This is a genomic window from Sulfitobacter profundi, assembly GCF_042661425.1.
In the GTDB taxonomy this organism is placed as follows: domain Bacteria; phylum Pseudomonadota; class Alphaproteobacteria; order Rhodobacterales; family Rhodobacteraceae; genus Sulfitobacter; species Sulfitobacter profundi.
Genome location: NZ_JBHSWA010000001.1, coordinates 886,855 through 909,208, shown reverse-complemented (window position 1 = coordinate 909,208; position 22,354 = coordinate 886,855). Strand labels below are relative to the sequence as shown.

The window sequence follows — 22,354 nt, the reverse complement described above, 5'->3', positions numbered from 1 at the left end:
CCGCCGCCGATGGTGCCGTCGATGCTGTCCGGCGTGACTTTCATCGCCGTGCCCGCATCACGCGGGGCCGATCCGTGCGTGGCGGTGACCTCGACATAAACCGCGCTCATTCCCGCGCCCGTCCCACGGCGGCAAGGACGGCCTCGGCGGTGGCGGGCGCTTGCAGATCGGCGTAGCGCTCTCCGCAGGCCGATACCGCATCCGACAGCGCCATGAAGGCCGAGATGCCCAGCATGAAGGGCGGCTCCCCCACGGCTTTGGAGCGGTAGACCGTCTGCGCCGGGTTTGGCTGGTCCCAGAGTTTCACGTTGAACACGGGCGGCCGGTCGGAGCAGGCGGGGATTTTATAGGTCGAAGGCGCGTGGGTGCGCAGGGTGCCGGTTTCGTCCCAGACCAGTTCCTCGGTCGTGAGCCAGCCCGCGCCTTGCACGTATCCGCCCTCAATCTGGCCGATGTCCAGCGCCGGGTTCAGCGAGGCGCCCGCGTCATGCAGGATGTCAGTGCGCAGAATGCGGTTTTCGCCGGTCAGCGTGTCGATCACCACTTCGGTGCAGGCGGCACCATAGGCGAAGTAGTAGAATGGCCGCCCGCGTCCGGCGATGCGGTCCCATTCGATGTCGGGCGTTTTGTAGAATCCCGTGGCCGAAAGGCTGACGCGGTTTTCATAGGCCGAAGCGGCGGCAGCGGCAAAGGTGATCTCTTCGCCCCCGATCTGCACCATGCCGTCGGTGAACCGCACTTGATCCGGCGTGGTCTGGTAGCGTTCGGCCAGATGCGTCGCCATGCGGTCGCGGATCGTGTCACAGGCGTTTTGCGCGGCCATCCCGTTGAGGTCTGACCCGGAAGATGCCGCCGTGGCCGAGGTGTTGGGCACTTTGGCGGTATCGGTGGCTGTAATCTTGACCGCCTCGGGCGAGACGCCAAAGCGCGACGCGGCGACTTGCGCAACCTTCTGGAACAGCCCTTGCCCCATCTCGGTCCCGCCATGGTTCAGGTGGATCGAGCCATCCTGATAGACATGCACGAGCGCGCCCGCTTGATTGAGGTGGGTGAGCGTGAAGGAGATGCCAAATTTAACCGGGGTGATAGCGATGCCGCGTTTCAGTAACGGGTTTGCGGCGTTCCATTCGGCGATGGCGGCGCGGCGGGCGTTGTAGTCGGCACTCTCAACCAGTCGGTCGGTCAGTGCATTGATGATACAGTCGGTGACCGGCTGCTGATAGGGCGTGGTCTGCACGTCCGACGGGGTTTCAGGGATCGCAGCCTTGCCAGTCGGCGCAGGGGGCGCGCCGCGAGAGGATAGATCGGCCTCTGCATCCGGTGGGGTGCGGTTGTCGATCGCGGTGCCGGTGGCCTCCACCTCGGTCGGGCGGTGGGCGTTGTCGGTGTAGTAATTCGCCCGGCGCACGGCGAGCGGGTCGAGGCCCAGTTCATGAGCGATATGGTCCATGACCCGCTCAATACCGACCACCCCTTGCGGCCCGCCAAAACCGCGAAACGCCGTGGCGCTGGCGGTATTGGTGCGCAAGCGGTGCGAGGTGATGCGGATGTCGTGCAGATGGTAAGCGTTGTCGGCGTGCAGCATGGCGCGGTCGGCCACGGGCAGGCTGAGGTCCATCGACCAGCCACAGCGGGTGTAATGGGTCACGTCCAGCGCGGTGATGCGCCCCGTCTCGTCAAAGCCTGCGTCGTAAGCGATGCGGAAATCATGCCGCTTGCCGGTGATGATCATATCGTCATCGCGGTCATAGCGCATTTTGCAGGGTTTGCCCGTCAGAGACGCGGCGACAGAACAGGCAATCGCCAGCGCGTTGCCTTGGCTTTCCTTGCCACCGAAACCACCGCCCATGCGCCGGGTCTCGACCCGCACGGCATGCATCGGGCGGCCAATGGCATGGGCCACTTTGTGCTGAATTTCGGTCGGGTGCTGGGTCGAGGAATGCACCAGCATGTCGCCGTTGTCCTGCGGCAGCGCCATGGCGGCCTGACCTTCGAGATAGAAATGCTCCTGCCCGCCCATCTCGATCTGGCCCGAGAGGCGGCGGCTGGCCTTGGAGAGCGCGGCCTCGGCATCGCCCTTCTGGTAGATGCGGGGGCCGTCTTCGAACCGGCTGTCGGCGGCGAGCGCCTGCTCGACGGTCAGGATCGGATCACGCGGGGTGATCTGTGGTTTGCCCAGTTGCGCGGCGCGACGGGCAGCGAGGTGGCTGGTGGCCACGACCAGATAGAGCGGTTGGCCCGCGAAATGGATTTCGCCCGTCGCCAAAAGCGGCTCGTCATGGTTCGAGGGTGAGGTGTCGCAGTCATGGAGGAGATCATCGGCAGTCAGCACTTTGACCACGCCGGGCGCAGACCGCACGGCGTCGAGGTCAAGCGCCGTCAATTCGCCCGCCGCGACGGGGCTGAGGCCAAAGGCCAGATGCAGCGTGCCGCGCGGGGTGGGGATGTCGTCTACATAGCGCGCGGCACCGGTGACATGGAGCTTCGCGGCGTCATGGGGAAGGGCTTTGCAACGCTCATGCCGAGACCTCCTGCAGGTTGGTGGCTTGACCGTTGGCGTCATGGAAATAGCGCAGCAGCATGTTTTGCGCCGCCTCCATCCGGTAGCTGGCAGAGGCGCGCATGTCCGAGAGGGGGTGAAATCGTCGGTCATCGCTGCCATCGCCTTGCGGATGGTGTCTTCGCTCCACGGTTGGCCGACCAGCGCCGCCTCAGCCGCAGCAGCGCGTTTCGGTGTTGCCGCCATGCCGCCAAAGGCGATGCGCGCGGTGAGGATTTCGGTGCCATTGCCGGTGATCGAAATACAGCCGCAGACCGCCGAAATATCTTGATCGAAGCGTTTCGACAGTTTGTAGCAGCGCAGGGTGTCATGTTGGCGGGGGATGAGGATGGCTTCGACAAATTCTCCCGCCGCGCGGTCTTGTTTGCCGTAGTCGAGAAAGAAATCCTCAAGCGCTATTTCGCGTCGCGCATTACCGCGCCGCAACTGCAGGGTCGCCCCAAGCGCAATCAGCGCGGGCGGGCCATCCCCGATGGGCGAGCCATTGGCTATATTGCCGCCCAGCGTCGCCGCGTTGCGCACCTGCGTCGAGCCATAGCGGCGCAGCATGGTACCCAAGCTGGGATGCAGGGGGCAAGCTTTGCCTCTACCTCGGTCAGCGTGGTCATTGCACCGATGCGCAGGCCGGTTTCGTCCTCGGTGATGCCGCGCAGATCGGCGCAGCGGTTGAGGAAGGCGACGGCGCCAAGATCGCGGAAGCCTTTGGTGACCCAAAGGCCCACGTCCGTCGCCCCGGCGATCAGCGTGGCATCGGGATTGTCGAGATACCAAGCGGCGAGTTCATCGCTGCTTTCGGGCTGCACATGCGGCGCGCCATCGGCTTTGGTAGGCGCGGGGATGTCCTGCGCCAACGTGTCTTTCAGGCTGCGCAGATGGGCGGGCACCGGCGCGCCTGCGGCGGCCTCCGCGGCGCGGATGATCGGGGCGTAGCCGGTGCAGCGGCAAAGGTTGCCAGCCAGTTGCACGTCATGATCCGTCGCACCATTGAGATGCGCCGTGGCCATGGAGACCACGAAGCCCGGCGTGCAGAACCCGCACTGGCTGCCGTGATGCTCTATCATCGTCTCCTGCACCGGGTGCAGCGTGCCATCGGCGCTCGCCATGCCCTCGACCGTGGTGACGGCCTTGCCGTTCACCTGCGGCAGAAACAGGATACAGCCATTGAGCGCGCGGCTGCCGTTTTCATCGGTGATCATCACCGAACAGGCTCCGCAGTCGCCCTCGTTACAGCCCTCCTTGGTGCCGGTCAGGCCACGCTCTTCGCGCAGCCAGTCGAGCAGGGTGGTGGTCGGGGACACGTTGGAGAGTGACACGACTTCTCCATTGAGAAGAAAAGTGATGTCCATTGGTTCTCATCCGCCGCAGTACAAAGTGGCCCATAACGGTGCGCGGGGTTCGATGCGGCGTAGAACCGGGCGCGGGCGAGGTAGAGGTTAGGCTAGCGGGGCGGGGGGCGTTTTGGCAAGAAAAAATACCTTGGGCGAAAAATGCGCTGGGTGCGATCCGGTGCTGGTGCCTTTGGGGTGGGTGGCGTAAAAATGCGCCATGTCCAATGATCCCCGATTCATTCACCTGCGTAGCCATTCCGAGTATTCCTTGCTGGAGGGCGCGCTGCGGTTGAAAAAACTGCCCGGCATGTGCCGCGATGCGGGCATGCCCGCGCTGGCGCTGACCGACACCAACAACATGTTCGCCGCCCTCGAATTCTCTGTCGCCATGGCGGGCGCGGGCGTGCAGCCGATCATCGGCTGTCAGGTCGATATCGCCTATGTCGAGGTGCAGCCGGGTGAGAAGCCGCGCCCGCCCGCACCGGTGGTCCTGCTGGCGCAAAGCGAATTGGGCTATGAAAACCTAATGAGGCTGAACTCCTGCCTCTACCTCGACAAGGGGGCGCGGTGGCCGAGGTGACGCTGGCGGAGCTTGAGGCGCTGAGCGCCGATCTCATCTGCCTGACGGGTGGCCCGTTGGGGCCGGTGGGGATGCTTTTGCAAGGCGGCCAGCGCCCGGCGGCAGAGGCGTTGATGGCCCGGCTGCAGGGTGCCTTTGGCGACCGGCTTTATGTCGAGTTGCAGCGCCACCCCGAAGACGGCGGACAGCCCGAGCCCGAGCGTCTGACCGAGCGCGGCTTTATCGAGATGGCCTATGCGATGGATATCCCGCTGGTTGCGACCAACGATGTCTATTTCCCGAAACCGGATATGTACGAGGCCCATGACGCGCTGATCTGCATCGCCGAGGGTGCCTATGTTGACCAAAGCCAGCCCCGGCGTCGCCTGACCGCGCAGCATTACTTCAAGTCGCAGGCCGAGATGGCGACGCTTTTCGCCGATCTGCCCGAAGCGCTAAGCAACACTGTCGAGATCGCCAAACGCTGCGCCTTCATGGCCTACCGCCGCGATCCGATCTTGCCGAAGTTCGCCGACGATGAGGTGGCCGAACTGCGCCGCATGGCCAACGAGGGGCTACAGGCGCGTCTGGCGGTGATCCCCCATGCGGTCAGCGTGGAGGACTACCAAAAGCGCCTCGATTTCGAGCTGGGCATCATCGAAGGCATGGGGTTCCCCGGCTACTTCCTGATCGTTGCCGACTTCATCCAATGGGCCAAAGACAATGACATTCCGGTGGGGCCGGGGCGGGGCTCGGGGGCGGGGTCGCTCGTGGCCTATGCGCTGACCATCACCGACCTCGACCCCCTTCGCTATTCGCTCCTGTTCGAGCGTTTCCTCAACCCCGAGCGGGTCTCGATGCCCGACTTCGACATCGACTTTTGCATGGACCGCCGCGAAGAGGTGATCCGCTACGTGCAAGAGAAATATGGCCGCGACAAGGTGGGGCAGATCATCACCTTCGGTGCGCTTTTGTCCAAGGCGGCGGTGCGCGATATTGGTCGCGTGTTGCAGATGCCCTACGGGCAGGTCGACCGTCTGTCGAAGATGATCCCGGTGGAAGGGGTGAAACCCGTCTCCATCGAAAAGGCGCTGGCGGATGAGCCGCGCCTGCGCGAAGAGGCCAAGAACGAAGAGGTCGTGGACCGCTTGCTGACCTATGGCCAGCAGGTCGAAGGGCTGCTCCGGAACGCCTCGACCCACGCGGCGGGTGTGGTCATCGGCGACCGGCCGCTGGACCATCTGGTGCCGCTCTACCAAGACCCGCGCTCGGACATGCCAGCGACGCAGTTCAACATGAAATGGGTCGAACAGGCCGGGCTGGTGAAATTCGACTTTCTGGGCCTGAAGACTCTCACCGTCATCCAAAACGCGCTTGATCAGATCAAAGCGGGCGGGCGGCATCTGCACCTCGCCGCCGATGGTCGCCAAATTTATGAGCCGCCAGAGGGGCACGTGGATGACGTGGCCACGATCCCGCTCGATGATAAGGCGACCTACAAGCTTTACTCCAGCGCCAAGACGGTCGCGGTCTTTCAGGTGGAATCCAGCGGCATGATGGATGCGCTCAAGCGCATGAAGCCGACCTGTATCGAAGACATCGTGGCCCTCGTGGCGCTTTACCGTCCCGGCCCGATGGAGAACATTCCGGTCTATTGCGAGGTCAAGAATGGCCAGCGCGAGTTGGAATCCGTGCACCCGTCGATCGACTACATCCTTGAAGAGACCCAAGGCATCATCGTTTACCAAGAACAGGTGATGCAGATCGCGCAGGTCATGGCGGGCTACTCGCTTGGCGGCGCGGACCTGTTGCGCCGTGCGATGGGTAAGAAAATCGCCGAGGAAATGGCCAAGGAGCGCCCCAAATTCGAAAAGGGCGCGATGGCCAATGGGGTCGATAAAAAGAAGGCGGCAGAGGTTTTCGACCTTCTGGAAAAATTCGCCAACTACGGTTTTAACAAGTCCCACGCCGCGGCCTATGCGGTGGTCAGCTACCAGACCGCTTGGCTAAAGGCGAACCATCCGGTTGAGTTCATGGCCGGGGTGATGAACTGCGATATTCACCTGACCGACAAGCTGGCGGTTTACTTCGAGGAAGTGCGCAAGCGGCTGGAACTGCCTTGGGTGCCGCCCTGCGTGAACCGCTCGGATGCGACCTTCAAAGTGGTCGACGGCGCGCTGGTCTATGCGCTTGGCGCGCTGAAAAATGTCGGGCTTGAGGCGATGCGGCTGGTGACCGAGGGGCGCAAGGTCGACGGTGTCGATAAGCCCTTTGCCACGCTCTTTGATCTCGCCCGTCGGGTGGACCTCAAGCGCGTGGGCAAGCGCCCGCTTGAGATGCTGGTGCGCTCGGGTGCCTTCGATCAGCTCGACAGCAACCGGCGGCGGGTGTTCCAATCGCTCGACGGGCTGGTCAGCTACTCCGCGGCGATCCATGAGCAGAAAGCCAGCAACCAGGTGTCGCTCTTTGGTGAGGCGGGCGACGATCTGCCCGAACCGCGCATGTTGCCCTGCGACGACTGGCAATCGGCAGAGCGGCTGGCCGAGGAATTCAAGGCCGTGGGTTTCTACCTTTCGGGCCATCCGCTTGATGACTACATGCCGCCGCTGAAACGCAAATGGGCGCGCGAGGCGGGCTTGCCCTTCCTCACGCTGGACGAATTGAACGAAAAGGTCAGCACCCGCGGCGCGATGAACGCGCGGCTGGCGGGCGTGGTCGCCGGACGGCAAGAGCGCAAGTCGGCGCGGGGCAACCGCTTTGCCTTTGCGCAGCTTTCGGACACCACAGGCGGCTACGAGGTGACGATCTTCTCTGACGTGCTGGAGGCGTCGCGCGATCATCTGGAGGTCGGCTCCAAGGTCGTCGTTACGGTCGAAGCCACGATGGAAAGCGACCAGTTGAAGCTTTTGGCACGCGGCATCGGCCCGATCGACGCGGCGGTTGCGGATGCGGGCAGCATGGGACTGCGCGTTTTCATCGACGGGCCGGGGGCCATTCAATCGGTGGCCGATGTGCTTGATGGCGCGCGCCAAGCGGTCAAAGCGGCGGGGAAGGGGCCGGTGCAGTTCTGCCTGATAAACCCAAGCCTGCCCGGCGAGGTCGAGGTTGATCTGGGGCGCGAGTTCCCGGTGACACCGCAGATCAAGGGCGCGATCCGTTCGCTTGATGGGGTGATGGAGGTCGAGGAAATCTGATCTCGCCCCTCGCGCAGATCCGCCCTTTTTCCGCCCGTCAGTGGACGGCAAGCAGTGGCTGCGCTAACTGCCTGACAAGCAACGGGGAGCAGAGCATGAAACGACGCATCGGCCTTTTGATCATGGCAGCGCTTCCCTCGGCCTGCGGCATGGCGCCCTCCGCGCCGGCGCCTCAGGTTGCCGAGATCGGCTTTGGCACCGCCCTGCCTTTTGGGGAGGTCGCCCGCGTCTGTGATGTGCGAGAGCAGGATTTGGGCAAGATGGTCGAAGAACCTGCGGCGCGGGGCTATCGGCTGTTCGATCGCAACCCGGCAGCGCGGGGGCGCGCAGTTTCTACATCACCGGTTTTGCGGATGACTGCGCGCGCCAGTTGACGGCGGCCAATGTCTTGTTCGGCACGCCCTCGGTCTATGAGCAGTTGCACTATGGCCCGGGTGGGGAAAACCTGCCCATCGCCGAGACCGACGCGGCCTATGAGGCGATCAAGGCCAGTGTCTGTGGCGTGGGCAAGGGCAAACCCTGCGGCAAGCGGATTGGCACGCTCGACAAAACGGCGTTTTTCGTCAACGCCTATGAGCGTTTGGGCCAGACCGCACGTTGGTCTGAGGTGTTGGTGCATGACGGGGCGGTGGCCGCCGTGGCAATGAAATCAGCGGATTGAGCGGGTTGCGGGCATAGACCGGGGCTGCCGCTTAGTAATGCGGGGGCCGTTCATCGCCCATGACGACAGCGCCGCCGCCCGAAGCATCCCGTTCCCCCTCGCGCTGCATCAACATATGCACGCGGCGGTTCAGGGTCACGATCTCATCCTCCTGACGGGTGACGATCTCTGACATATCGTCGACCGCGCGGGTCAGATGGGCGATCTGCTCTTCGAGACGGCTGATATGGTCTGCGGTTTGGTCTGGGGTCTGTTCTGTCATGACGCGCATCCTTTTTGCGCGATCTAGCACGGTCGCGCGGCGCGGGACAGGGGCGCGATGCCGCGTTGCTTGCTCTTGCGGGGGCTTGGGCTAGACGCGAGGCCAATTGATGCACCGAGGATCCTTGCCATGGCAAAGCCCAAGAAAACCCCCGTCCCAAGGCGCAGACCCCGAAAGGGTTCCGCGATTATTTCGGGACCGAGGTGACCCATCGGGCCGAGATGCTCAGCAAGATCGCCGCCGTTTATCACCGCTATGGGTTCGACGCGCTGGAAAGCTCGGGCGTGGAGACGATTGAGGCGCTTGGCAAATTCCTCCCCGATGTGGACCGCCCCAACGAAGGCGTTTTCGCGTGGCAGGAAGATTCCGAAGGCGACAAGCCCGGTGATTGGCTGGCGCTGCGCTATGATCTGACAGCGCCCTTGGCGCGGGTCTATGCCCAGCACCGCAACGATCTGCCGATGCCGTACCGCCGCTATGCGATGGGGCCGGTCTGGCGCAATGAAAAGCCAGGGCCGGGGCGGTTTCGTCAGTTTTATCAGTGCGATGCGGATACCGTAGGCGCGCCATCGGTGGCGGCGGATGCCGAGATTTGCGCGATGCTGGCCGATTGTCTGGAAGAAGTGGGGATCGCACGCGGCGACTATGTGGTGCGGGTGAACAACCGCAAGGTGCTGAATGGGGTGCTGGAAGTTGCGGGCCTTGCCGGAGACGACAAGGACACCGAACGCGGCATCGTGCTGCGCGCCATCGACAAGTTGGACCGCCTCGGCGCAGAGGGCGTGCGCGCCTTGCTGGGCGAGGGCCGCAAGGACGACAGCGGCGATTTCACCAAGGGTGCCGGGTTGGAAGACGCGCAGGCCGATGTGGTCATGGGTTTCATGCAGGCCAAGCGGGACAGTGGGGCCGAGACAGTGTCGCGGCTGCGCGAGTTGGTCGCGGGCTCCGATGTCGGCGTGCAGGGCGTAGATGAGCTTGAGTTGATCTCTGACCTGCTGGCCGCGGGTGGCTATGGCCCTGACCGGGTTGAGATTGATCCGTCGGTCGTGCGCGGCCTTGGCTACTACACAGGGCCGGTGTTCGAGGCCGAGCTTACCTTTGAGATCAAAGACGAAAAGGGCCGCGCGCGGAACTTCGGCTCGGTCGCGGGCGGCGGGCGCTATGATGATCTGGTCAAGCGGTTTACAGGGCAGGAAGTGCCTGCCACGGGCGTCTCCATCGGCGTTGACCGGCTGTTGGCCGCGCTGGCCGCGAAGGGGCGGCTTGAGGGCGAAGCCACAGGCCCCGTCGTCGTCACCGTGATGGACCGCGACCGCATGGCCGATTATCAGGCGATGGTCGCCGAGTTGCGGCAGGCGGGCATCCGGGCAGAGGTGTATCTGGGCAACCCCAAGAACTTCGGCAACCAGATGAAATACGCCGACAAGCGGCAAAGCCCGGTTGTGGTCATCGAAGGCGGTGACGAGAAAGACCGCGGCGTGGTGCAGATCAAGGACATGGTGCTGGGTGCGCAACTGGCGCAAGAGGCGAGCCATGATGAGTGGAAAGAGCGCCCGAACCAATATGAAGTGCCCCGCGCTGATCTGATCAAAGCGGTCCGCGATATTCTGGATCGGACAAGCTGATGCCGACACGTTCCGAAACGCTGGCGCGGGCGGCGTCGCTACGCGCGATTTTCGACGCGCAGGGCGCTGTGCTCGTCGAGCCGCCGATCCTGCAACCGGCCGACACGCTGCTGGACCTCTACGGCGAGGACATCCGCGCGCGCGCCTACGTCACCTCGGACGCGCTGCGTGGCGAGCAGATGCTGCGCCCCGATTTCACCGTGCCCGTGGTGCAGATGCATATGGCCCATGGGGCCGAGCCCGCGCGCTATACCTATTCCGGCGAGGTTTTCCGCCGTCAGGAACACGACCCAAACCGCGCCAATGAATACATTCAGGTGGGTTTCGAGGTTTTCGACCGCGCCGACCCGGCGGCGGCAGATGCCGAGGTTTTCGCCCTGATCGCCGAGGCGATGCAGGGGCTGCCGGTGCGCCCGGTGACGGGGGATATCGGTGTGCTGATGGCGGCGGTGCAGGGGCTTGATACCTCGCCCGCGCGTAAACAGGCATTGATGCGTCACATCTGGCGCCCGCGCCGCTTTCGCGCGCTGCTGGACCGCTACGCGGGGCGTACCCCTGTGCCTGCCGGACGCAAAGCGTTGCTGGCCAAGGCAGAGGCCGAGATTTCGGCACCCATGGTCGGACTGCGCTCACAGGCAGAGATCGAAGCCCGCGTGGCAGCGCTGCGCGAGGACGCCAAGACCGCGCCGATTTCCGCGCAGCAAGTCGATCTGTTTGAGGCGCTGTTGGAGGTCAAAGAAACCCTGCCGAACGCGCTGAGCCGTCTGCGCGATCTGGCCGTCGACATGCCCGCCATCGGCGATGCCGTGGCCCGGGTTGCGGCCCGTGCCGATGCGATGCGCGCCCGTGGGATCGATACCGATGCGCTGCTCTTCGAGGCCAGCCATGGGCGGTCTTCGATGGAATATTACGACGGTTTCGTTTTTGCCTTCCGCGCGGCCTCGCGGCCCGATCTGCCCAGCATCGCCAGCGGCGGGCGCTATGACGCGCTGACCCGGCGGTTGGGGCAGGGCGATGAAATCCCGGCGGTGGGCGGTGTGATGCGCCCCGGTCTGATGCTGGAACTGGAGGCCGGGCAATGACGCTGAAACTTGGTGTGCCGTCCAAGGGGCGGCTGATGGAAAAGACCTTTGAATGGTTCGGCGCGCGCGGCGTGAGCTTGCAGCGCACCGGGTCCGACCGCGAATATGCGGGCAAGGTCGAGGGCATCGAAGATGTCTCTCTGGTGCTGCTCTCAGCCGGAGAAATCCCGCGCGAACTGTCGGCGGGGCGGATCCACCTTGGCGTGACCGGCACCGATCTGGTGCAAGAGAAGCTGGCGCTTTGGGATCAACTGGTCGAGCCGCTGGAGGAATTGAACTTTGGCCATGCCGACCTGATCATCGCGGTGCCGCAGGCTTGGGTCGATGTCGATACGCTGGATGATCTGGATGCCGCCGCGGCGGCCTTCCGCGCTGAACATGGCTTCCGCCTGCGCATTGCCACGAAATACCACCGGTTGGTGCGGGAATTCCTGCGCACCCACGGTGTGGCCGATTACGCGCTGGTCGACAGCCAAGGCGCGACCGAGGGCACGGTGCTGAATGAAACCGCCGAGGCGATTGCCGATATCACCTCCAGCGGAGAGACGCTGCGCGCCAATCACCTCAAGATCCTCAGCGACGGTTTGATCCTGCAATCGCAGGCCACACTCTGGCGGTCGCGCATGGCGCCCCTAGAGGATCACAGCCGCAAAGCGCTGAAAACCCTGATCGCGCAACTGACCTGACGTAGCGTCACAGCCACGGGTTTTTCCCTTCCCTTCCATATGATTGCACCTCCCGAGCCTCTCTGGCTCGGGCGCCTGTCGCCCTGCGACCTATCAAGAGACTTGCGGGATAGCGCGCTTCGGATAGGGTGAAAGGGTCAACAGGCCGATACCACAAGCTCCGCCAAAAGGGGCAGGGATCGGGACATAGGGAGGATCCGTCGATGATCGGATGTCACGCGCCCCTTGCGAGGGGCCGCAGCCGTCGCCGCATGGGAGTGGGCGATTGCTGAAGATTGAGGATTTGCATCTGTCCTTTGGCGGCATCAAGGCGCTGCAGGGGGTGAATTTCGAAGCCGGGGCCGGAGAGATCACCGGTGTCATTGGCCCCAACGGCGCGGGCAAGACCTCGCTTTTCAATGCAATATCAGGGTTTTACAAGCCCGACCGGGGGCGTGTGTCCTTTGACGGGCAGGATATCACGACGCTCAGCCCCGACAGGCGCGCAGGGCTGGGGCTGGCGCGGACCTTCCAGAACATCGCGCTGTTTCGCGGCATGACCGTGCTCGACAACATCAAGCTCGGCGGTCACACGCGGCTCAATACCAACGTCTGGCAAGCGCTGCGCTATTTCGGCGCGGCGCAGAAGGCCGAGTTGGAGCTGCGCCGCGAGATCGAAGAGCAGGTCATCGATTTCCTTGAGATCGACCACATCCGCAAATACCCGATTACCATGCTGCCTTATGGTCTGCAAAAGCGGGTCGAACTGGGCCGCGCGCTGGCGATGCGCCCGCGCGTGCTGCTGCTGGATGAGCCGGTGGCGGGCATGAACCGGGAAGAGACCGCCGACATGGCGCGGTTCATCCTCGACGTGCAGGAGCAGTTCGGCACCACGATCCTGCTGGTGGAACATGACATGCACATGGTGATGGACATCTGCAGCCGCATTGTCGTGCTGAACTTTGGCCAACAGATCGCCAGCGGCACGCCCGAGGAGGTCTCGAACAACCCGGCAGTTATCGAAGCCTATCTGGGTGCCGCGGCATGACGCCGATTTCCTTTGAAGAAATCGCGCCGGAATTTTTGAAAAATTCCGAGGGTAAGGAAAGGGAGGCGCTTTGATGGGGCAGTTCGTGCAATTCGCGATCAACGGGCTGATGGCCGGAGCGATCTACGCGCTGATCGCCGTGGGGATCGTCAGCGTTTACAAGGCGACCAAGGTGGTGAACTTCGCCCATGGTTACCTGATCATGTTCGGGGCCTATTTCTATTTCACCTTCGCCGTGATCGTCCCGGGCCAGCCTTGGGCGCCGGCTTGGCTCGCCTCTTGGCAGCCGGGCTGGATGGTCGAAATGCGGGGCGAACTGCCGATGTTTTCGCCCGTGGCGGCGGTGCTTGATTGGGTGGCGAACCTGCCGCGCATCCTGTTGGGGCTGGCGGGGGCGCTGGTCTGCAACGCCATTCTGGGCCGGATCATCGAGCGGGTGTTGATGCGCCCGCTGATGGGGCAATCTATTTTTGCGATGATCATGGTCACGGTTGGCCTGATCTCAATCCTGTCGGGCGCGGCGCAGTTGATCTGGACGGCGGATGCGGCAAGCGTGCCCTATATCGCGCCCAACATGCCGATCCGGTTCGAGTTGTTCGGCACGATGATCTTCCTCTTTGGCACTGATCTGGTGAACATGGTCGTGGCCCTGCTGCTTTTCGGTGGCATCGTCGCCTTCGTGAAGTTCACCAAGGGCGGCATCGCCATCCGCGCCACCGCCGAGGACCAGTCGACCGCCTATTCCATGGGTATTTCGGTGCCCAAGGTCTTCTCCCGCGCTTGGGTGCTGGCCAGCACCACCGGCGCCATCGCGGGGGCGATCCTCGCCACCCGCAACGGCATTTCACCGAGCCTCGGGCTTTTTGGTTTTTCGGTGCTGGCGATCGTGCTGATGGGCGGGCTCGACAGCTATGTCGGCGTGCTGATCGCGGCGATGGTCGTGGGCGTGCTTGAGGCGATGACCCAGTGGCAGATGGGCGGCGGCTGGGCCGAGATCGTGCCCTACGTCACCGTGCTGGTGGTGCTGATCTGGCGCCCGCACGGCCTGATGGGGCAGAAAGAGGTCGAGCGGATATGATCAACGCAAATCTCAAATCCAGCTATGCCGCCGATGAGCGGGTGCTGAACAACCGCTACAAACAGGCCTTCGTTTACGGGTCGATCCTTGCGCTGGCGCTTTTCACCCTGTTCGGCAATGACTACCTGATCCTGATTGCCAGCCAGATGGGCATCCTGCTGATCGCCGTGGTGGGGATCAACATCCTGACCGGCTATACCGGGCTGGTCTCGCTGGGCCATGGCGCCTTCGTGGCCATCGGTGCCTATGCGGTGACCATCTTCGGTAACCTCGGCGACGGGGTGATCCCGGCAGGGTTGATGCCCTTCGTCTCGGTGCCCTTGGCCGTGGCGCTGGCGGCGGCGGTGGGCGTGTTGGTCGGCCTGCCGAGCCTGCGGGTCAAGGGGCTCTACCTCGCCGTGGCGACGCTGGCGGCGAATTTCATCGTGATCTTTTTGATCGAAGAAGACCTCTTTGCCCCTTGGACTGGCGGCATGGTGGGGATCAATACCAATGTGCCCAATCTGCTGGGCTGGGAGTTGGATACCAAACGCGAGATGTTCGGTCTGATTGCGGCGGTGGGGTTGGTGTCGCTGCTGGCGGCGCAGAACTTGATCCGCACCCGCGTGGGTCGTGCCTTCATCGCCATTCGCGACCGCGACTATTCCGCCGAGATCCTCGGCATCTCGCTCTTGCGCTACAAGTTGATGAGCTTTGCCCTCTCGGCCGCGTACTGTGGTCTGGCGGGGGCGCTTTTCGCCTATTTCTACGCCCGCATCCTGCCCGAGCAGTTCGAACTGGCGCTGTCGCTGAACCTTGTGGCGGCGCTGATCATCGGTGGCATGGGGCGCACGATGGGGCCGGTTTTCGGGGTCATCATCGTGGTGATGGTGCCCGAACTTATCAAAGTGCTCTTTGGCGCGCTTGCGGGTGACAGCGCCGGCGCGGGGCAATTGCGCGCGCCCTTGCAGCAGATCGCCTTCGGCGTGCTGCTGGTGTTGTTCCTGCTCAAGGAACCCTTGGGCATCAACCAAATCGTCGACCGTATCCTGCGCGCCGCAAACCGTTGGCCGTTTGCGCGCGGGTAAGAATTCACAAGGCCACATCAGGGAGAAGACCAGATGACCATGAACCGCCGATCCTTCCTCGCCACCACCGCCGCCGCGACGGCGGCCATGGGCACGCCGATGATCCTGCGCGCCCAGCCCAAGGAGTATGTGCTCGGCGCCTCGCTGCCGCTCACCGGGCCCTTTGCCACCGCCGGTCAGTTGGTCGCGCCTGCCTTTGCCATGGCCGCGAAGCTTTTCAACGACGAGGGTGGGGTGGCCGGGGTGCCCATTCGCTTCGTCACCGAGGATTCGGGCTATGTGCCGCAGAATGCGCTCAACAACTACCAGCGGGCGCTGGCCTCTGAAGGCAAGAACATGATCGGCTATTTCGCTGACAGCACGGGGGCGATGAAGCTGATCGCGCCCGAGCTTAAGGGCGAGAACGCCCGGATTATGGGCTCGACCTCTTTCGCCTCGGAACTGGCCGACCCTGCGACGCATCCCTACCAGTATCTCTCGGGTCCAACCTACCAAAGCCAGTTCGACATCCTGTTGCAGAACATCAAGAACGAGGGCGGGCAGAAGGTCGCCTTCATCTTCTCCAACACTGAGTTTGGCCGCGATCCGATCGAACACGGGCGCAAGACCGCCGAGGAGCTGGGCCTTGAAGTCGTGCTGGAGGAAAGCACCAAGGCCGAAGGCGCCGATATCCCCACGCACGTCACCAAACTGGCGCAGTCCGGCGCGGATCACTGCATCCTTCAGGGCTATGTCACTGGCGTCTGGCCGCAGCTTATTGGCGGCGCGCGGCAGTTTGGTCTGCCGGTCAAATTCAAGGGCACCTTCTGGGGCATGGAGAAGCTGATTGCCGACCGCATCACCGCCGAGGCGGGGCCGTTCCTTGCGGGCTATGAGGGCGTCATGCCTTACCGCTATTTCTATGACCGCGAAGAGGCGCCGCGCTATCAGCAGTACGCCGAACTCAGCAAGCAAATGTTCGCGGGCACGCCGTTGGAGAACTACATGTCGACATGGGCGATCCAGACCATGTGCGGGCTGGAGATCGCCATGAAGGCCTTCCGCGACACCGCCGAGGCCGGGCTGGAGCTGACACCCGACAACATCGCCGAGAAGCTGGCGGGGATCTCGGACTGGGATTCGGGCGGCTTCTTTGGTGGGCCGGTGAGCATGGAAAACAACGCCATCGGGACGGGCCGGGTCTATGGCTACAACCCCGAGGACGGGTTGTTCACGCCGAAATCCGATTGGTTCACCGTTTGATAAACGCGGGGCGTCCGGCGGGCGCCCCACACCCTAGAAAAAGGACGCGCCCGTGCTGACCATCGAGAACATCGAAGTGACCTACCACCATACGGTGCAGGCGCTGCGCGGGCTGTCGCTGGAAGTGCCCGACGGCAAGATCGTCACGCTTCTGGGCACCAATGGCGCGGGCAAGACCACCACGTTGAAGGCGGCGAGCAACCTGCTCGCGCTTGAGAATGGCGAGGTCGGCGAGGGTCGGATCAGCTTCAAAGGTCAGTCGATCATGACGATCCAGCCCGACCGTCTGGTGCAGCAGGGGCTGTTCCACGTGCGCGAGGGGCGGCGGATCTTTAGCGAGATGACGGTGGAGGACAACCTGATTGCCGCCTCCTACGCGCTGGACCGGCGGCAGGCGAAGCCGGACTATGACAAGGTCTATGCCTTTTTCCCACGGCTGAAAGAACGGCGCCGCCAGATTGCGGGCTACCTTTCGGGCGGGGAGCAGCAGATGCTGGCCTTTGGCCGGGCGATGATCGCGCGGCCTGAGTTGATCTTGATGGACGAGCCCTCGCTCGGCCTCGCGCCCAAGGTGGTGGCCGAGATTTTCGACACGATCAAGCGGCTGAACCAAGAGGACGGCACCGCGATCCTGCTGGTGGAGCAGAACGCCGGGGTGGCCTTTTCGGTCGCCGACTACGGCTACATCATGGAGAGCGGCCAGATCGTCATGGAAGGCGATGTGGCCAAGCTGCGCGGCGACAAGGACATCCAGTCCTTCTACCTCGGCATGGGCGAGGAGGGCGGCGCGCGGCAGTCCTTCCGCGATGTGAAACATTACAAGCGCCGCAAACGCTGGCTCAGCTAGGGAGGTCCGCCATGGCATTTGACGAGTTCAAGGGCGACTTCGCGCCGCTGGTCCGCATGGTGCACAACCATGCCAAGAACCGCCCCACGGGCGTGGCGATGCGGCAAAAGGAATTCGGCATCTGGAACGAGATCACCTGGGAGGGGCTGCAAGAGATCATGCAGGCCACCGCCGCAGGGCTGGTCGATCTGGGGCTGAACGCTGGCGATCATGTCGGCATCCTCAGCGAGAACCGCAGCGAATGGGTGCAGGCGCAGTTCGGCATCAATGCGGCGGCGGGGGTCGTGGTGGGCATGTATCCCACCAGCCCGGCGGCGGAGCTGGAGCATCTGGTAAATGCCTCGGATACCACGGTGCTGTTCATCGAAGATCAGGAGCAGCTGGACAAGATCAAGGAACTGGGCGACCGGGTGCCGCAGCTGCGGCAGTTGGTGATTTTTAACCCCAAGGGCACGCGGGGCGAAGATCTGCTGGGGCTGATCAGTTTCGACGACTTGCTTGAGCAGGGCAGGGCGCGGCTTTCGGGTCTCGCCGACGATCTGCGCGCGCGGCAGGCGGGGATCGAGCCCGACGACACGGCGATGATGGTCTTCACCTCCGGCTCCACCGGGCTGCCTAAGGCGGCTGAGATTTCCTATGGCAATATCCACGCGGGCGTCGGCGTGGCGCGTGACGTTTTCGGGGACTACCCGCCCGGGACGGATGTGCTGAGCTATCTGCCGCTGTGCCACATCGCCGAACAGGCGGTGACGGTGATCAACGGGCTGGCGCAGCAATTCGTGATGAATTTTGGCGAGAGCCTTCGGACCATCACCCTTGATCTGCGCGAGGTCGCGCCGCAGGTCTTCTTTGGCGTGCCGCGAATTTGGGAAAAGATGCAGGCGGGGGTGTTGGTGCAGGCGCAGACCGCGGGCCGGATCAAAGGGCCGATGACGCTGATGGCGCTGAAAGGCGCACAGCGGCGCGGCATGATCCGGCGCGACAAGTGGAGCGCGGGGGACCGCATGGCGCATGCCTTTTGGGATACGCTCGTCTACCGGCACATCCGCAGCTATCTGGGACTGGGGCGCACGAGTTTCGCGATCTCTGCCGCCGCGCCGATCAGCGCCGAGCTTCTGGGCTTTATGCGCGGCATCGGGGTCAATATCCGTGAGGCATGGGGCATGTCCGAAACCTCGGGCGTGGGCACGATCCAGAAATCATGGGGCCAATGCGACGGGCGCATCGGCTTTCCGGTCAGCGGCGTGCGCACCCGCATCGCCGAGGATGGCGAGGTGCTGTTCTCGGGCGGGACCATCTTCAAGGGTTATTACAAGAACCCCAAAGCCACCGCCGAGACCATTCAGGATGGCTGGCTGCACACGGGCGATGTGGGGCGCGAGGAGGCCGATGGCTCGATCACCCTGATCGACCGCAAGAAGGACATCATGATCAACGCGGCGGGCAAGAACCTTGCGCCCGCGCATATCGAGAATGTCATCAAGGCCAGCCCCTTCATCAAGGAGGTCGTGGCCGTTGCCGACAAGCGGCCCTATGTGACGGCGCTGGTGCAGATCGACATGGACACCGTGCGGCTCTGGGCCGAGGGGCAGGGGATTGCCTATACCACCTTCCGCTCGCTCGCTGAGCATCCCAAGGTGCAAGAATTGATCGACGCTGAGGTGGCCAAGCAGAACCGCGATCTGGCTCGGGTCGAGCAGGTCAAGAAGGTCTGGCTGATGCGCAAGGAGCTTGATCACGACGACGGAGAGGTGACGGCGACGATGAAGGTGCGCCGGGCCAAAATCTACGAACTCTACGGCGACCAGATCGAAGCGCTCTACGCTGCGTGAGGCTCAGAGCACGCCGATCTCGGCCAGAGCGCGGTTCAGCTCGACAGGCAGGTCGGCCTCGGCTTCGCGGCCCTCGGGCAGGTCGGGGGCGCGTCCTCGGGTTTGAGGTAGCGCCAGCCTTGGAAAGCGCGGCGCAGGCTGTTTTGGGTGCGGATGATCTCAGGGTCGAGCACGATGGCGCAGCGGCGGATGCCGTCCGCGCGGGTGATCTCCTCCAGGCGGATAATGCGCTGGCGGGCTTGGATGACGCCTTTGATGACCCAATAGATCGAGCCGCCGTTGAGAATCTCGGCCTCGCGCTTGGGCCACATCCGCGTGACATGGCGCGGCAGACCGTCCTTGGTCCGCACGTCCTTGCGCGCCTGCCATTTGGCGAGGCTCTCGACGCCTTCGGTGCCGACCGAAAGTTTGATTAGATTGATGTAGTTATCCAAAAGTTCCCCCGCACGGTTTCCTGAGAATGCGCCCCTATATAGTAGTTTCTCCTTCGGAGCTAGCAAGGTATTGTGGTAGGCTGAAGAATAAATTCCCGTAGATGTGCATTTTGGGCGTTGAGAAATCGGCCCTTCATGTTGTATCGATGCCAACTCTTAAGTCGCATTCGTGCTGCCCTCACGACTCAAAGGAACCGTTGTATGTCCCGCTTTACCGCCCCGATCGCCGAACAAATCTGGGATATGAAATACCGTTTTAAAGGGGCCGATGGCACCGCGAAAGATGTCACGGTAGAGGACACATGGCGCCGCATCGCCCGCGACCTCGCGCAGGTCGATCGAAGGCGGATGTTTGGGAAGACAAGTTTTTCAACGCGCTGGAGGATTTCAAATACCTCCCCGCTGGCCGCATCACCGCAGGCGCGGGCACCGCGCGCCGCGTGACGCTGTTCAACTGCTTCGTCATGGGCACCGTGCCTGACAGCATGTCGGGTATCTTTGACATGCTGAAAGAGGCTGCATTGACCATGCAGCAGGGCGGGGGAATCGGTTATGATTTCTCGACCATCCGGCCACGCGGCGCGGATGTGCTGGGCGTCTCGGCAGATGCTTCCGGCCCGCTGTCCTTTATGGATGTCTGGGACGCGATGTGCCGCACTATCATGTCCGCAGGCTCGCGCCGGGGCGCGATGATGGCGACCATGCGCTGCGACCACCCGGATGTGGAGGATTTCATCGCCGCCAAATCCGACCCCGCGCGTTTGCGCATGTTCAACATGTCCGTGCTGGTCACCGACCCCTTCATGGAGGCTGTGAAGGCCGACGGTTCGTGGGACCTCGTTTTCGGCGGCAAGGTCTATAAGACCGTGCAAGCGCGCGACCTGTGGAACAAGATCATGCAGGCGACCTATGACTACGCCGAGCCGGGCGTGATCTTTATCGACCGCATCAATGCCGCCAACAACCTGAACTATTGCGAGACCATTGCCGCCACCAACCCCTGTGGCGAGCAGCCTCTGCCGCCCTATGGCGCCTGTCTGCTAGGTTCGATCAACCTCGCGCGTCTGGTCGCGCAGCCTTTCGAAGACGACGCCCATCTTGACCAAGATGCGATGAGCGAGCTTGTCGCCACCGCCGTCCGCATGATGGACAACGTCGTCGACGTGTCGAACTTCCCGCTGCCCGAACAGGCCGCTGAGGCGCAGAACAAGCGCCGCATTGGTCTGGGCGTCACCGGTCTTGCCGATGCGCTGCTGATGGTCGGCCTGCGCTATGGCTCAGACGAGGCGGCGGCCCAGACGGAAAGCTGGCTGAAGGCCATCGCGCGGGCCTCTTATTTGGCGAGCGTTGAGTTGGCGAAAGAGAAGGGGGCCTTCCCCCTCTTTGACGCGGAAAAATTCCTCGCCTCCGGCACCATGATGCAGATGGACGACGATGTGCGCGACGCGATCCGCGAACACGGCATCCGCAACGCGCTGCTAACCTCCATCGCGCCCACCGGCACGATCAGCCTTTATGCGGGCAACGTAAGCTCTGGGATCGAGCCGGTTTTTGCCTATGCCTACACCCGTAAGGTGCTGCAGAAAGACGGCAGCCGGACCGAGGAAGAGGTCGTCGACTACGCCGTGCAGATGTGGCGCGAGTTGAAAGGCGACACGCCACTGCCCGACTATTTCGTCAACGCCCAGACCCTGCCGCCCGCCGACCACGTCAAGATGCAGGCCGCGGCGCAGAAATGGATCGACAGTTCGATCTCCAAGACCATCAACTGCCCCGAAGATATCTCCTTCGATGCCTTCAAGGACGTCTATATGCAGGCGTGGGATACGGGCTGCAAAGGCTGCACCACCTACCGCCCCAACGACGTGACCGGTTCGGTCCTGAGCGTCTCGTCGGAGAAGACCGACAAGGCCCCCGCCGACAGCCCCGATCAGGTCAGCGAGGGCGGCGAGATCGTCTATATGTCCGACCCGCTGGACCGTCCGGCCGAGTTGGAGGGCAACACCTACAAGGTCAAATGGCCCGATAGTGAACACGCGCTCTACATCACCATCAACGATATCGTGCTGAACGGTCACCGTCGCCCCTTTGAGGTCTTCATCAACTCCAAGAACATGGAGCATTTCGCCTGGACCGTGGCGCTGACGCGGATGGTCTCTGCCGTGTTCCGCCGTGGTGGTGACGTGTCCTTTGTGGTTGAGGAACTCAAGGCTGTCTTCGACCCGCGCGGTGGGGCTTGGATGCAGGGCAAATACATCCCCTCCATCCTCGCGGCCATCGGCGGCGTGATCGAGCGCCACATGATCGCCACCGGCTTCATCGCGGGCGAGGGCATGGGCCTGAAGACCGACCCGCAGGCGAAGGTCGTCGGCCTCGATGCGCCGCGTGGCAAGTCATGCCCGTCTTGCGGTCAGTTCGATATGCGGATGGTCGAGGGGTGCATGACTTGTGGGAGCTGTGGGCATAGTAAGTGTGGGTGATTTTTGGGGTGGTAGTTTGTAGGTGATCTTACGGGCGTAGTTAAGCCAAAACCCGTAAGTTCGCCTGCCAAGAGTCGGGGCCTGTTTTGCCGAAAGGCTGTTGAGGTTGAAATCAATGGATTTTTTGAGAACGCGTATCCAAGCCTGTATTGGCAAAAAAATACAGCTGTTACAGTCCTGCTGTTCCGACTACCAATCAATTGCCACCGGCCGGGTTAGAATGGCCATTTTGTAAGCATAAGAAGTCAATCGAACGGACGCGTAATTTCCCCAAGTAGGGGGCTAAGCGGTGTAAGCGTGCCATCGCCCCTGCCTTGGATGGCAAGGGCCGACTTAGCGGCGACGGGGATTAAGTTTAAGAGTTTCTCAGTCTCTGAGATTGAGGCGTTG

14 protein-coding genes and 4 pseudogenes are annotated in these 22,354 nt (G+C 63.0%); 13 read left to right on the top strand and 5 right to left on the bottom strand.

Features of this window, described 5'->3' with window-relative positions; genetic code table 11:
- Positions 1-2: 2 nt before the first annotated feature.
- From ACFQAU_RS22115 to ACFQAU_RS22120, 3 genes and pseudogenes are all read right to left on the bottom strand, one after another.
- A pseudogene (locus ACFQAU_RS22115) lies at positions 3-110 on the bottom strand (XdhC family protein); the annotation flags it as partial.
- The gene (gene xdhB / locus ACFQAU_RS04845) at positions 107-3,109 is read right to left on the bottom strand and encodes a xanthine dehydrogenase molybdopterin binding subunit (RefSeq protein ID WP_465320022.1); all 3,003 of its coding nucleotides are present in this window, start codon (positions 3,107-3,109) and stop codon (positions 107-109) included. The pseudogene ACFQAU_RS22115 and the gene xdhB, both read right to left, overlap by 4 nt.
- Positions 3,049-3,906, bottom strand: coding sequence for a 2Fe-2S iron-sulfur cluster-binding protein (locus ACFQAU_RS22120; RefSeq protein ID WP_465320020.1), 858 nt, complete (start codon positions 3,904-3,906; stop codon positions 3,049-3,051). Before ACFQAU_RS22120 ends, xdhB begins: the two co-directional genes overlap by 61 nt.
- Before the next feature lie 199 nt (positions 3,907-4,105).
- On the opposite strand from ACFQAU_RS22120, the pseudogene dnaE reads away from it, so the two are divergent.
- The 3 genes and pseudogenes from dnaE (at position 4,106) to ACFQAU_RS04825 (ending at position 8,302) form a co-directional block, all read left to right on the top strand.
- Positions 4,106-7,641: pseudogene (gene dnaE / locus ACFQAU_RS04835) on the top strand (DNA polymerase III subunit alpha).
- A gap of 95 nt (positions 7,642-7,736) precedes the next feature.
- Positions 7,737-8,015, top strand: coding sequence for a hypothetical protein (locus ACFQAU_RS04830; RefSeq protein WP_386280923.1), 279 nt, complete (start codon positions 7,737-7,739; stop codon positions 8,013-8,015).
- Entirely contained in the window at positions 8,012-8,302 is a 291-nt protein-coding gene (locus ACFQAU_RS04825) for a hypothetical protein (RefSeq protein WP_386280920.1), read from the top strand. The genes ACFQAU_RS04830 and ACFQAU_RS04825 overlap by 4 nt, the downstream gene beginning before the upstream one ends.
- Before the next feature lie 31 nt (positions 8,303-8,333).
- Here ACFQAU_RS04825 and ACFQAU_RS04820 read toward each other — a convergent pair whose 3' ends face one another.
- Positions 8,334-8,528: a SlyX family protein gene (locus ACFQAU_RS04820; protein WP_120352147.1), complete on the bottom strand. Its 195-nt coding sequence runs from the start codon at positions 8,526-8,528 to the stop codon at positions 8,334-8,336.
- A gap of 239 nt (positions 8,529-8,767) precedes the next feature.
- Between ACFQAU_RS04820 and hisS the strand changes: the two genes are divergently transcribed.
- The 9 genes from hisS to ACFQAU_RS04775 all read left to right on the top strand — a co-directional run bounded on the left by hisS (position 8,768) and on the right by ACFQAU_RS04775 (position 19,050).
- A complete protein-coding gene (gene hisS / locus ACFQAU_RS04815; RefSeq protein WP_386280917.1) occupies positions 8,768-10,189 on the top strand; it encodes a histidine--tRNA ligase in 1,422 nt (473 codons plus the stop codon).
- Positions 10,189-11,271 (top strand): ATP phosphoribosyltransferase regulatory subunit, encoded by a 1,083-nt coding sequence (locus tag ACFQAU_RS04810; RefSeq protein WP_120350290.1) that lies wholly within the window; start codon positions 10,189-10,191, stop codon positions 11,269-11,271. The genes hisS and ACFQAU_RS04810 overlap by 1 nt, the downstream gene beginning before the upstream one ends.
- Complete coding sequence (hisG, locus tag ACFQAU_RS04805) at positions 11,268-11,957, top strand: ATP phosphoribosyltransferase (protein ID WP_067624598.1); 690 nt, start codon at positions 11,268-11,270, stop codon at positions 11,955-11,957. The genes ACFQAU_RS04810 and hisG overlap by 4 nt, the downstream gene beginning before the upstream one ends.
- Before the next feature lie 211 nt (positions 11,958-12,168).
- Positions 12,169-12,984, top strand: a complete 816-nt coding sequence (locus ACFQAU_RS04800; protein WP_067629499.1) for an ABC transporter ATP-binding protein — start codon at positions 12,169-12,171, stop codon at positions 12,982-12,984.
- A 73-nt stretch (positions 12,985-13,057) separates the two neighbouring features.
- Positions 13,058-14,062 (top strand): branched-chain amino acid ABC transporter permease, encoded by a 1,005-nt coding sequence (locus ACFQAU_RS04795; protein WP_067629500.1) that lies wholly within the window; start codon positions 13,058-13,060, stop codon positions 14,060-14,062.
- Entirely contained in the window at positions 14,059-15,129 is a 1,071-nt protein-coding gene (locus tag ACFQAU_RS04790; protein ID WP_132444583.1) for a branched-chain amino acid ABC transporter permease, read from the top strand. The genes ACFQAU_RS04795 and ACFQAU_RS04790 overlap by 4 nt, the downstream gene beginning before the upstream one ends.
- A 33-nt stretch (positions 15,130-15,162) precedes the next feature.
- Positions 15,163-16,371: an ABC transporter substrate-binding protein gene (locus ACFQAU_RS04785; protein WP_236627389.1), complete on the top strand. Its 1,209-nt coding sequence runs from the start codon at positions 15,163-15,165 to the stop codon at positions 16,369-16,371.
- Positions 16,372-16,423: 52 nt separating this feature from the next.
- Positions 16,424-17,218 carry an ABC transporter ATP-binding protein gene (locus tag ACFQAU_RS04780; protein WP_067629504.1) on the top strand — a complete coding sequence of 265 codons (795 nt, stop codon included), beginning with the start codon at positions 16,424-16,426 and terminating at the stop codon, positions 17,216-17,218.
- An 11-nt stretch (positions 17,219-17,229) separates the two neighbouring features.
- Positions 17,230-19,050 (top strand): AMP-dependent synthetase/ligase, encoded by a 1,821-nt coding sequence (locus ACFQAU_RS04775; protein WP_132444581.1) that lies wholly within the window; start codon positions 17,230-17,232, stop codon positions 19,048-19,050.
- A gap of 3 nt (positions 19,051-19,053) precedes the next feature.
- On the opposite strand, the pseudogene ACFQAU_RS04770 reads toward ACFQAU_RS04775, so the two are convergent.
- Positions 19,054-19,484, bottom strand: a pseudogene (locus ACFQAU_RS04770) (DUF1489 family protein).
- Positions 19,485-19,685: 201 nt separating this feature from the next.
- Here ACFQAU_RS04770 and ACFQAU_RS04765 point away from each other — a divergent pair.
- Positions 19,686-21,964 (top strand): annotated as a pseudogene (locus ACFQAU_RS04765) (adenosylcobalamin-dependent ribonucleoside-diphosphate reductase).
- Positions 21,965-22,354: the final 390 nt, after the last annotated feature.